9 protein-coding genes, 1 tRNA gene and 1 pseudogene are annotated in these 12,089 nt (G+C 48.5%); 7 read left to right on the forward strand and 4 right to left on the reverse strand.

The genetic code is table 11. The features are described 5' to 3' along the window. Window positions 1–219: 219 nt before the first annotated feature. Both PJU73_RS01555 and PJU73_RS01560 read left to right on the forward strand, forming a co-directional pair. Window positions 220–1,233, forward strand: a complete 1,014-nt coding sequence (locus PJU73_RS01555) for an IS110 family RNA-guided transposase (RefSeq protein WP_272606889.1) — start codon at window positions 220–222, stop codon at window positions 1,231–1,233. 112 nt (window positions 1,234–1,345) lie between these two features. Next, a tRNA-OTHER gene (locus PJU73_RS01560) sits at window positions 1,346–1,413 on the forward strand. A gap of 167 nt (window positions 1,414–1,580) precedes the next feature. On the opposite strand, the gene PJU73_RS01565 is transcribed toward PJU73_RS01560, so the two are convergent. Together PJU73_RS01565 and PJU73_RS01570 are read right to left on the reverse strand one after the other, a co-directional pair. Next, complete coding sequence (locus tag PJU73_RS01565) at window positions 1,581–2,168, reverse strand: transposase (protein WP_307727557.1); 588 nt, start codon at window positions 2,166–2,168, stop codon at window positions 1,581–1,583. Further along, window positions 2,060–2,410 carry an IS630 transposase-related protein gene (locus PJU73_RS01570; RefSeq protein ID WP_237091995.1) on the reverse strand — a complete coding sequence of 117 codons (351 nt, stop codon included), beginning with the start codon at window positions 2,408–2,410 and terminating at the stop codon, window positions 2,060–2,062. Before PJU73_RS01570 ends, PJU73_RS01565 begins: the two co-directional genes overlap by 109 nt. A 435-nt stretch (window positions 2,411–2,845) precedes the next feature. Between PJU73_RS01570 and mqo the strand changes: the two are divergent. The 3 genes and pseudogenes from mqo to PJU73_RS01585 all read left to right on the forward strand — a co-directional run. After that, window positions 2,846–4,387, forward strand: a pseudogene (mqo, locus tag PJU73_RS01575) (malate dehydrogenase (quinone)); the annotation flags it as partial. A 320-nt stretch (window positions 4,388–4,707) separates the two neighbouring features. After that, window positions 4,708–5,016, forward strand: a complete 309-nt coding sequence (locus PJU73_RS01580) for a hypothetical protein (RefSeq protein ID WP_237091999.1) — start codon at window positions 4,708–4,710, stop codon at window positions 5,014–5,016. A gap of 303 nt (window positions 5,017–5,319) precedes the next feature. Beyond that, window positions 5,320–6,306 carry a malate dehydrogenase gene (locus PJU73_RS01585; RefSeq protein ID WP_237092000.1) on the forward strand — a complete coding sequence of 329 codons (987 nt, stop codon included), beginning with the start codon at window positions 5,320–5,322 and terminating at the stop codon, window positions 6,304–6,306. 262 nt (window positions 6,307–6,568) lie between these two features. On the opposite strand, the gene PJU73_RS01590 is transcribed toward PJU73_RS01585, so the two are convergent. Further along, entirely contained in the window at window positions 6,569–7,678 is a 1,110-nt protein-coding gene (locus tag PJU73_RS01590) for a methyltransferase (protein WP_237091996.1), read from the reverse strand. Window positions 7,679–7,943: 265 nt separating this feature from the next. On the opposite strand from PJU73_RS01590, the gene PJU73_RS01595 reads away from it, so the two are divergent. Then, the gene (locus PJU73_RS01595) at window positions 7,944–9,734 is read left to right on the forward strand and encodes a 2-isopropylmalate synthase (protein WP_237091997.1); all 1,791 of its coding nucleotides are present in this window, start codon (window positions 7,944–7,946) and stop codon (window positions 9,732–9,734) included. Between the two features lie 600 nt (window positions 9,735–10,334). Then, on the forward strand, window positions 10,335–11,348 hold the full coding sequence (locus PJU73_RS01600) for an IS110 family transposase (protein ID WP_272607494.1): 1,014 nt from the start codon (window positions 10,335–10,337) through the stop codon (window positions 11,346–11,348). A gap of 172 nt (window positions 11,349–11,520) precedes the next feature. Here PJU73_RS01600 and rraA read toward each other — a convergent pair whose 3' ends face one another. Beyond that, entirely contained in the window at window positions 11,521–12,030 is a 510-nt protein-coding gene (gene rraA / locus PJU73_RS01605) for a ribonuclease E activity regulator RraA (protein ID WP_237091858.1), read from the reverse strand. Window positions 12,031–12,089: the final 59 nt, after the last annotated feature.

The raw sequence follows: 12,089 nt of genomic DNA on the forward strand, positions 1-12,089 counted from the left end.
GGGTTTACACCCACCCTTGTATAAGAAACACCAACCACAAGATAAAATAAAAAGCCCCCGACAGAAGCAGCTATCAGGGGCGGGATTGAAAATAGAGTTGTACGCCAACCTTGGGCTTCAAAGCCCGCGACGTAGATAAAAGCCTGTTTTCAATGTCCAAACACCCCGAATAGTATCATAGACATGCTGTGCATAGTCTGCATTCACAAGGTTAGGAGCATGATGGACACCCCATTTTATTTTATCGGCATCGATATTGCCAAGTTAAAGTTCGATGTCGCAGTCAAAAAATCCGCAAAAGTGTATCAACACCACCAGTTTGAGAACCATCCGAAAGGATTTGCTGCTCTGAGCGAATGGCTGAACAGCTTTTCGGATAAGCCGCTCTATATCGTGATGGAAGCGACAAACGTCTATCACGAAAGGTTGTGCGAATACTTATATACGGCCGGACATTCAGTAGTGGTGATTAATCCCAAATGTGCCGCCAACTTTGCCAAAGGTTTGAACTTACGTTCCAAAACCGACAAAGCGGATGCCAAATTACTTGCCCGCTTAGCCGAAAGCTACGTTCATGAATTTGATCTGTGGCAACCGAAAGGCAATAACGAAAAAGCCTTATTGCGCCAACTTCGCCATCTCGAACATTTAAAAGCAGCGCTGGCGAAAGAAAAAGTCCGGCTGCAGATGCTGTTGGACGAGTATGCGATGGTTTCGTCCGAACGTCTGATTGCTTTTCTTGAGTGCGAAGTCAAAACTGTTGAAACGCATATTCATCAGTTGGTGAAACAGGATGAGCAGTTGAAACACAACCATCGTCTGTTGAGCAGTATTCCCGCCATCGGCAAAACCACAGCCTGTTGGCTGCTCGCCATACTGGGCGACGGCACTCGGTTTAAAAACGGAAGGGCTGCTGCGACCTATGCCGGACTGACCCCGATGGTCAGACAATCGGGAACGAGTGTAGATAAGCGGGTCGGTATCTCCCGTATCGGACAGAGTGATTTGAGGAAGATACTCTATATGCCGGCCGTGTCGTTTTGCTTTGGCAAATATAAGGACAGTATTTACAGCCCGTTTGTCCAACGCTTGCTGGAGCGTAATAAACTGGCGAAAAAAGCCGTGATTGTGGCTCTGATGCGTAAACTCGTGACCATTGCCCAATCTGTATTGAAGTACCAACAACCCTTTAACGAAGAACGCTATGCGAAAATGTGTCTGGATAAGGCTTGATTTGTTGGGGGGCTTATAGTATCTTGTTTCAGATGGCCTTGCTATTAGCAAACCTAATCCTGTTCCCGTTTGCCAAACCACCCGACAAGCTTTATAATTCCTACTTTTCAGCCGGAATGTAGTGCAGCCTGGTAGCGCACCTGCATAGGGTCGGAGGTTCGAATCCTCTCATTCCGACCAATCTTTTGAAAAAGCAGCCTGATATGTATTTTCGGGCTGCTTTTTTATTGCCCTAATCAATCTTATTATTCTGAGGCTGGGACCTTTGCAAGCCCCCCATCTTTGGCACATTTCTTCGTTATGCGCTGCTCGAAAGCTTGCCTACCTTCATGATATAGCAAATAAACTTATTTATCGATATACATCCGAAACAGCCAATCCACATCCGTAATCCGCAGCCGATTCCTAACACCTTTAATCCAAGCCCGCTTTTTCTCTATCTGATTCAGATCGGGGCTATAGGGCGGAAGCCATAATACAGTATGGCCTTTCTCCTTCAGAAGCGCTGAAGCACGCCCCTTATGAAACGTCGCATTGCCCATCACCACCACACTGTTTTGCGGCAGCTCCGGAATCAAAATCCGCTCCACCCAAGCGTCAAATATCCGGCGGTCAATACTGCAGTCAAACAACCCGACGGCAAACAGTTTGCCGTGAAATAATGCGCCAACGGCATTGGTCTGATGATGTCCCTGCCAGTCATGAAGCACATAACAACGCCGGCTTTTTGGCGCATAAGCGTAAGGCCGGTAACAGGATTTTCCGAATCCGCTCCCGTCTGAATAAACAACCGGACGGTTACGGCGGATGTAGCGGTGCAGTAACTTCAGGAAGTTTTTTCTGAGCCCTCTGTCGGCTTTCGGATGGCGGTTGGTCTTTTTTTGTAGCTGATGCCGTACCGCTTTAATGCTTTGTGTATGGCAGTGTGGGAACAGCCGAAGCGTTGCGCTCTTTCATAGCAATAGGCATCAGGATAACGCTCGACATCTTCGGGCAGTGCCTGGGCGCTGATTTTGCGGGTTTTCCGTTGCTTTGGAGGGGCTTGAGGAGCCGGAGGGCGTCTCCAAAGCGTAATGGTGGAGATGGCGATGCCGAATGCTTTTGCGGCTCTGCGAATCGTCCATCCTTGACGGAGTTTTTTGAGTACGGGTTGTTTGAAGTCTTCTGAACAGGCCATGGTGGAATTGTATCGAAGAATATGTTTATTTACTATAGTGAAATAACCTAATAATCCATACGGTTTTTAAACAGGGCGTAGGTTGGGTCGAGACCCAACACGATTGAAAATACCTTGAAACATAAGATTTTGTTGGATTACGCCCGTGCCTCGCTAACCACAATCTACGCCTGTTTTTGTATGGAAAATTCGGTGTTCTAACTATATATGTCTGCACCTTCTGCACTGCTCTAACTTCGAACTGCACTCAAATCTGAGGAGCTTGCAAAGGTCTCAGACCATTTGAAATTTTGCAACATTCAGACGGCCTCTTTTGTTTATTTCAATCGTCAAGATTTGATTTATATCAAGTTTTATATGGTACAATCGCTGCGTTTTTATCTTTTAAATACATACACATCATGAGAAAAAATATTAAAATTCTTCATTTTACTGCTGGCGCTTGCTGTTGCAGCTGCTGTAGTTTTCTTAAATTGGCCGCTGGTCAAACCGAATAAACCGCAAGCTGAAAACGAGCAGCCGGTAGATGTGGTGGTAATTGGCGGCGGTATTATGAGCATGACGCTGTCAACGTTACTGCAAGAGCTGGAGCCGGATTGGAAAATCGAGGCGTTTGAACGCTTGGATGCGGTGGCTTTGGAAAGCTCGAATGGCTGGAACAATGCCGGTACCGGCCATGCTGCCTTTGCTGAGTTGAACTACACACCGGAGAAAAACGGTGTAATCGAAACCGAACGTGCTTTGCGCATTACCGAACAATTTGAGGTATCCCGTCAATTATGGGCGCATTTGGTACGGGAAGGCCGTTTGGGCAATCCGCAGGATTTCATCAATGCCGTGCCGCACATGAGTTTTGTTTGGGGTGATGCCAATATCGAATTTTTGCGCAAACGCCATGCGGCGCTGACGCAGCATCCGATGTTTTACGGTATGGAATTTTCGACTGACCAAGAACAAATCCGCAAATGGGCGCCTTTGTTGATTGAAGGCCGCGACCCGAATCAGAAAGTAGCGGCGACTTATATGCCGTTGGGTACGGATGTAAACTTCGGTGTGATTACCAAACAGTTGGCGGCTTCTTTGCAAAAAAGCCCGAATTTCAAGCTGAATGTGCAGCATGAAGTGCGTGCATTGAATCAGAACGACGATAAAACGTGGAATGTAACGGTATTGAACTTGGCCAACGGTCAGGAAAAAACGGTTAAAACCAAATTCGTGTTTATCGGTGCAGGCGGTGCGTCATTGAAATTGCTGCAACTTTCCGGCATTCCTGAATCGAAAAACTATGCAGGCTTCCCTGTGGGCGGCCAGTTTTTATCGTTCCAAGATGAAGAATTAGCCAAACGCCACCGTGCGAAAGTGTATGGCCAAGCGGAAACCGGTGCGCCGCCGATGTCAGTGCCGCATTTGGATACACGTTTCCTTGACGGCAAGCAATCGATACTGTTTGGCCCGTTTGCGCTGTACAGCACAAAATTCCTGAAATCCGGCACATGGTTTGATCTGTTCAGCTCGGTGAACAACAACAATGTGATTCCGATGTTGAAAGTCGGTTCGGACAATTTGGATTTGGTGAGTTATTTGGTACAGCAGGCAGTACTGAAAGATGCCGACCGCCAAACGGAATTACTGAAATATTATCCCAGTGCGAAACAGGATTCTTGGAAGCTGATTACCGCCGGTCAGCGTGTGCAAATCATCAAAAAAGATCCTGAAAAAGGCCCTGTTTTGTAGTTTGGCACGGAAATCGTGGCCGATAAAGACCACACCATTGCCGCTTTGCTCGGCGCATCGCCGGGTGCTTCCACTTCGCCTTCCATTATGTTGAGCCTGTTGCCGAAAGCATTCCCTGAGCAGATGGAACAAGGCTGGGAAGCGAAATTGAAAGAAATGGTGCCGTCTTACGGTCAAAAAATCAACGACAGCGCCGCATTGACCAATGAAATCCGCCGGGCTACCAGTAGTGCATTGAACCTGCCGTTTATAGAAGTGCCGGCTGATTTGGGGGCGGGAAAAGTACCGGCCGCAACGGTTATTGAGCCGAAACCGGAAAAAAATCTGAATAAGGAAGAGCAGGCTTTGTAATTTTGTAGCGATCATTCAGCCTGATAGGCCGTCTGAAAAATTTCAGACGGCTTTTTATAGTGAAATAAGCTCAAAGCACGACAGCGTTGGCTTCGCCTTGCCGCCTTGTATTGCTTTGAGCTTATTTCACTATATCAAACTTGATACCCAAGCTTCTGATTTTTGAGATTCGGTTTTATAATGGCAAGATGAATTCGTTAAAGGAAGATATGATGAACCATGTTTTTAAATGGGTGCTGATGGCGGCAATGGCGGCTTCGGTTTCAGCAGTTTCAGCGCACAGAATGCACAAACACAAGCCTTTGGCTTTGGAAGAATTGCCGCCGGTTTGCCAAGAATATTTCAAACGGGCCGAGATGTGTTACCGCAAGGTGGGGGAGGACAAGGCGTTGTTTCAAAGTGGGAACACGACTTTTTTGCGTCAATCGTTGCCTGCTGCGGATGAAAACCAGCGGGTAAAAATGTGTGAAATTGCACTGCATGATTTTCCGGAAAAAGTCAAAAATCTGAAGTGTGAATAATCATGCCGTCAAGGCCGTCTGAAAAGCGGAAATATGTTGCTGCTTTTCAGACGGCCTTTGCTATTTTTGCCATATTATTGCGGTCAGTCTTTGCTATAATCCTATCGTGAATTCACTTTAAAAGTATTACAGCGTTGGCTCGCCCGGCTCAAAGAGAACGGTTTTTGTAACCGGATTAAACAACAATCCGGACAAAACCTGTCCCGTACTATACCTGTACTGTCTTCGGCTCGCTGCCTTGTACTACTTTTAAAGTGAATCCACTATATTTCTTTAAACTTTTGTTTTTTGCGGAGATTGATGATGACTTTGAAACCCCCTGTCCGTATTGCGGTTACCGGTGCGGCCGGACAAATTGCGTATGCGACTTTGTTTCGCATTGCCGGCGGGATTATGCTGGGGCGCGACCAGCCTATGATTTTGCAGCTTTTGGATTTGCCGCATGCGCAAAAAGCTTTGCAGGGGATCATCATGGAAATGCAAGATTGCGCTTTTCCGCTGTTGCTGGATGTGTTTGCCACCGATGATCCGGAAGTGGCATTTAAAGATGCGGATATTGCGATTTTGATCGGTGCCCGTCCGCGCACGCAAGGCATGGAACGTTCGGATCTGCTCAATGCCAATGCGGCGATTTTTAAAACACAGGGCGAAGCCTTGAACAAAGTGGCCAGCCGTGATGTGAAGGTTTTGGTAGCAGGCAATCCGGCCAATACCAATACTTACATTGCCATGAAATCGGCACCGGATATTCCGAAGAAAAACTTCAGCGCCTTGATGCGTCTCGACCATCACCGTGCAGTCAGCCAAATTGCTGAAAAAATCAATCGTTCGGTTACCTCAGTAGAAAAAATGTGCGTATGGGGCAACCACAGCCCGACCATGTATGCCGATTACCGCTACGCCACCAGCAACGGTGATTCGGTGGTCGATATGATTCAAGATGAGGCTTGGTACACCGATGTTTATATGCCGAAAATCGCCAAACGCGGCGCAGCCATTATCGAGGCACGCGGCGCATCTTCGGCGGCTTCGGCAGGCAATGCCATCATCTACCACTTGCGTGATTGGATTTTGGGTACCAGCGGCAAATGGGTTACCATGGGCGTGCCGTCGGATGGTTCATACGGCATTCCTGAAGATGTGATTTTCGGTTTTCCGGTGATTTGTGAAGACGGCGATTATCAAATTGTGCAAGGTTTGGATTTATCCGATGAATTCAGCCGGCAACGTATTGCCTTGACCTTAAACGAATTGTTGGAAGAGCAGGAAGCGGTAAAAGATTTGGTATAAGCCCATCATTGATGAGGCCGTCTGAAAAGTATGGGAACCGACCATGCTTTTCAGACGGCCTCGAATGATGATTCTATTTGCATCAAAAATATGCCGTAATCCAAAGTTTATCCGTATTTATCAAACCGAAGCCTGCATAAACTTCAATTCCGTCTGTGGGGTGTACGCCGTGCGTACACCTGTTATTTCACTATATCTTCATTCTGATGCCGTCTGAAACACTATTTTCAGACGGCATCGTGTTTAACATTTAACCCAACCATCAACTGCTGCATGTTCTCAACCGATACAGAAAAGTCGTTTCTTGGCTGCGGGCGAAGGCGAGTGGGTCGGCGGGGTCGGCAGCTTTTTTGTGGGCGGGGCGGGTGTGCAGGGTATCTATGATTTCCAGCGAGGCCGTCTGAAAACAGTCGGTGAGGAAACTGTTGTTGCGCAAGTGCAAGTGTTCCGCAAGATCGGAAATAACCAGCCATGCTTCGCCGTTGTCGTTCAGGTGCTTGCTTACGCCGTTGAGAAAGGCTTTGAGCATGGCGTGGTCGGGGTCGTAGAGGGCGGTTTCGATGGTGGAAGTCGGTTTGGCGGGCAGCCACGGGGGATTGCAGACAATCAAATCGGCTTTTCCGGCGGGGAAAAGGTCGGTTTCTGTCAGCGTAACCTGTTGTGCGCAGCCCAAGCGTTGAAAGTTGGCACGGGCGCAGCGGATGGCTCGGGGATTGGTGTCGGTGGCGGTAATGTGGGAAATGCCCCGTTTGGCGAGCAGGGCGGCAATCACGCCGGAGCCGGTGCCGATATCGAAGGCCGTCTGAAAACCGTTGATCGGTGCTTGGGCGATTAAGTCGAGATATTCGCCGCGCAAGGGGGAGAATACGCCGAAGGGAACATGGATTTTGCCGTTCAGTTGGGGCAGGTCTATGCCTTTTTTATGCCATTCGTGTGCGCCGATAAAGCCGAGCAGTTGGTTGAGCGGCAGCAGAAACGGGCGGGTATTTTCGGTTTCGTACACATCGGCCAGAGCGGCTTTGACATCGGGCGCACGGGGCAGCGAGAGTTGGAAACCGCAGTCGATTTCAACCGCCAGCATATTGAGAATACGGCTTTGCTGCGCCTGCTGCATCCGGTGGGTATGAAACGCCGTCTGAATATCGCCGCCGGTTTTGGCGGGTCGGCGCAGGCGTTTTTTGATGGCGGCAAGCACTTGTTTGGCTTGATGAAAATCGCCTTGCCAAATCACGGCGGTGTGTTCATAAGCCGCTTTCAATACTTTGTCGGCACCGGCTTCCCGCAGGAAGATAACCTGTTTGGGCGGTTTTTGCGTGCTTTCGTTGCGCCATTCCCATGATACGCCGTTGTGGTCGGAAATCAAATCAGCCATAAAATCATACTCTTTATTCAAATGTGGGCAGAGTTTACTATATTTTTGCGGCAAAGACGGATTTTGTTTTCAGACGGCTTCAGCATCAGGCCGTCTGAAAACGGGACTATAGCGTATATTCATTTCAGCGTAAATTATACAATTTGTCTAAAATAAAATAATTCAATCATCAGATAAAACAAAATATGCAAAAAACGGTTGCCGTTTTGTCTAATTTACGTATAATGGCACTCAGATTAATCTGTTTTTTAAGTTAAGGAACACTATGCAACTGGACATTGACCGCTTGGTCGCTTATTTCGGCGGCGTAAACGCCTTGGCGGAAGCATTGCAGCAGCATGACCCTGAAAATGCGGCAACCACGGCAGCCATCTATAAATGGCGTACCCGCGGCTCTTTGCCTTTGGCGCAGCTTCAAAAATTGACTGCTTTGGCGGAAGCGCAGGGCAGACCGATTGATTTGAATGCGTTTTTACACAACCAAAACGCTCTGGAGAGAAGCGAAATGACACAAACAAACCGCGTTATTATTTTTGATACCACCCTGCGCGACGGCGAACAGTCGCCGGGTGCCGCCATGACCAAAGAAGAAAAAATCCGCATTGCCCGCCAGTTGGAAAAAATGGGTGTCGATGTGATTGAAGCAGGTTTTGCCGCCGCCAGCCCGGGCGATTTTGATGCAGTTCATTCGATTGCTAAAATCATCACCAAATCTACCGTCTGCTCATTGTCCCGTGCGGTAGAGCGGGATATCCGCCAAGCCGGCGAAGCGGTTGCGCCTGCGCCGAAAAAACGGATTCACACCTTTATCGCCACCAGCCCGATCCACATGGAATACAAGCTGAAAATGAAGCCGAAACAAGTGGTTGAAGCGGCAGTGAAAGCAGTGAAAATCGCCAAAGAATACACCGATGACGTGGAATTTTCCTGCGAAGACGCATTGCGTTCCGAAATCGACTTTTTGGCGGAAATCTGCGGCGCAGTGATTGAAGCCGGTGCCACCACCATCAATCTTCCCGATACCGTCGGCTATTCGATTCCGTATAAAACCGAAGACTTTTTCCGCGAGCTGATTGCCAAAACGCCGAACAGCGACAAAGTCGTGTGGTCCACACATTGCCACAACGACTTGGGTCTGGCGGTGGCCAACTCGCTGTCGGCACTCAAAGGCGGCGCACGCCAAGTGGAATGTACCGTCAACGGCTTGGGCGAACGTGCGGGCAATGCCTCGGTTGAAGAAATCGTGATGGCATTGAAAGTGCGCAACGATGTGTTCGGCTTGGAAACCGGAATCGACACCACCCAAATCGTGCCGTCTTCCAAACTGGTATCCACCATTACCGGCTATCCGGTGCAGCCGAACAAAGCCATTGTCGGTGCCAACGCCTTTGCCCATGAATCCGGCATTCATCAGGACGGCGTGTTGAAACACCGTGAAACCTATGAAATTATGTCCGCCGAATCAGTGGGTTGGGCAACCAACCGCCTGAGCTTGGGCAAACTTTCCGGCCGCAACGCCTTTAAAACCAAACTGCAGGAATTGGGCATTGAACTGGAAAGCGAAGAAGCCCTCAACGCCGCATTTGCCCGTTTTAAAGAACTCGCCGACAAAAAACGGGAAATCTTTGACGAAGATCTGCACGCTTTGGTATCCGATGAAATGACTTTGGCGACCGAGCAGTATAAATTCATTTCGCAAAAAATCCATACCGAAACCGGTGAATTGCCGACTGCTGAAATCGTGTTCAGTGTAAACGGCAGCGAATACCGTGCCACCGCCAACGGTTCCGGCCCGGTGGATGCCATTTTCAAAGCCATCGAAAGCGTGGCACAAAGCGGCGCAACCCTGCAGATTTATTCGGTCAACGCCGTTACCCAAGGTACGGAAAGCCAAGGCGAAACTTCCGTCCGCCTGCAGCGTGGCGAGCGTGTGGTAAACGGACAGGGTGCCGACACCGACGTTTTGGTCGCCACCGCCAAAGCCTACCTTTCAGCGTTGAGTAAACTGGAATTCGGTCAGGCCAAACAAAAAGCCCAAGGCAGCGGCTTGATTTAATCTGTCGTTAAATTGACAAACCCGAAGCCGTCTGAAAATCGAAACAGGTTTTCAGACGGCTTCGGGTTTGTATATGACGGGTATGGGTTAATGAAGTTATGCTGGAGCATATAGTGAAATAACCTCAAAGCACGACATCGTTGGCTTTGCCCGGCTCAAAGAGGACGGTTTTGTAACCGGATGAGACTATCCGGACAAAATCTGTCCCGTATTACTCATACGGCCTTCGGCTTACCGCCTTGTATTGCTTTGGGGTTATTTCACTATAGTGAATACACTGAATAATTCATACGGTTTTTAAACAGGGCGTAGGTTGGGTCGAGACCCAACATTAATTTAAAAAACCTTGAAGCATAAGGTTTTGTTGGGTTACGCTCGTGCCTCGCTAACCACAACCTTGTATAAGAAACACCAACCACAAGATAAAATAAAAAGCCCCCGACAGAAGCAGCTATCAGGGGCGGGATTGAAAACAGAGTTGTACGCCAACCTTGGGCTTCAAAGCCCGCGACGTAGATAAAAGCCTGTTTTCAATGTCCAAACACCCCGAATAGTATCATAGACATGCTGTGCATAGTCTGCATTCACAAGGTTAGGAGCATGATGGACACCCCATTTTATTTTATCGGCATCGATATTGCCAAGTTAAAGTTCGATGTTGCGGTCAAAAAATCCGCAAAAGTGTATCAACACCACCAGTTTGAGAACCATCCGAAAGGATTTGCTGCTCTGAGCGAATGGCTGAACAGCTTTTCGGATAAGCCGCTCTATATCGTGATGGAAGCGACAAACGTCTATCACGAAAGGTTGTGCGAATACTTATATACGGCCGGACATTCAGTAGTGGTGATTAATCCCAAATGTGCCGCCAACTTTGCCAAAGGTTTGAACTTACGTTCCAAAACCGACAAAGCGGATGCCAAATTACTTGCCCGCTTAGCCGAAAGCTACGTTCATGAATTTGATCTGTGGCAACCGAAAGGCAATAACGAAAAAGCCTTATTGCGCCAACTTCGCCATCTCGAACATTTAAAAACAGCGCTGACCAAAGAAAAAGTCCGGCTGCAGATGCTGTTGGACGAGTATGCAATGGTTTCGTCCGAACGTCTGATTGCTTTTCTTGAATGCGAAGTCAAAACTGTTGAAACACATATTCATCAGTTGGTGAAACAGGATGAGCAGTTGAAATACAACCATCGTCTGCTGAGCAGTATTCCCGCCATCGGCAAAACCACAGCCTGTTGGCTGCTCGCTATATTGGGCGACGGCACTCGGTTTAAAAACGGACGTGCTGCTGCGACCTACGCCGGACTGACCCCGATGGTCAGACAATCGGGAACGAGTGTAGATAAGCGGGTCGGTATCTCCCGTATCGGACAGAGTGATTTGAGGAAGATACTCTATATGCCGGCCGTGTCGTTTTGCTTTGGCAAATATAAGGACAGTATTTACAGCCCGTTTGTCCAACGCTTACTAGAGCGTAATAAACTGGCGAAAAAAGCCGTGATTGTGGCTCTGATGCGTAAACTCGTAACCATTGCCCAATCCATATTGAAATACCAACAACCCTTTAATGAAGAACGGTATGCGAAAATGTGTCTGGATAAGGCTTGATTTGTTGGGGGGCTTATAGTATCTACGCCTGCTTTTGTATGGAAAATTCGGTGTTTTAACTATATAACTTCATTCATCGTGTTTTTCCTGTATTCACCATGAACAACCCCCGATTTTCAGACGGTTTGTTTAACAGTCATGCCGTCTGAAAATCGGGGGAATGATTGGTCAATCAGTAATCGATTGGCGGTAACTCGCCTTCGATCGGGTTGTCGCAGACGAGAATGCCGTCTTCGTCGCTGTACAGGTATTGGCCGGGGGTGAAGATGACTTCGCCGAAGCTGACCGGTATGTCGGTTTGGCCTTGGTATTCGGTCGGGCTTTTGCGGGGGTTGGTGCCGAGGGCTTTGACGCCGAAGTCGAGTTGGTTGATTTCGACGCTGTCTCGGATAACGCCGTAGATAATCACGCCCGCCCAGCCGTTGCGCATGGCTTTGGCGGCGAGGCGGTCGCCCATCAGTGCGCCGAAGCGGGAGCCGCCGCCGTCCACGACTAATACTTCGCCGTCGGACGGGGTTTCGCTCATGCGGCGTACGAGGCCGTTGTCTTGGAATACTTTAAGGGTGCGGATGCGGCCGCAGAAGCGGCTGCGTTTGCCGTATATTTTGAAATCGGTTTCACAGGAGGCGGTTTCGGGGGCGATGTCGATTAAGTCGGCATTTAAGAATGATTGTTCCATCATGATTTCTCCGTTTGTTTGTTTTTTTAAAAACGATTGTGTTTGATTTGGTAAGGGTTTTG

It is taken from the genome of Neisseria lisongii, assembly GCF_028463985.1.
Classification (GTDB): domain Bacteria; phylum Pseudomonadota; class Gammaproteobacteria; order Burkholderiales; family Neisseriaceae; genus Neisseria; species Neisseria lisongii.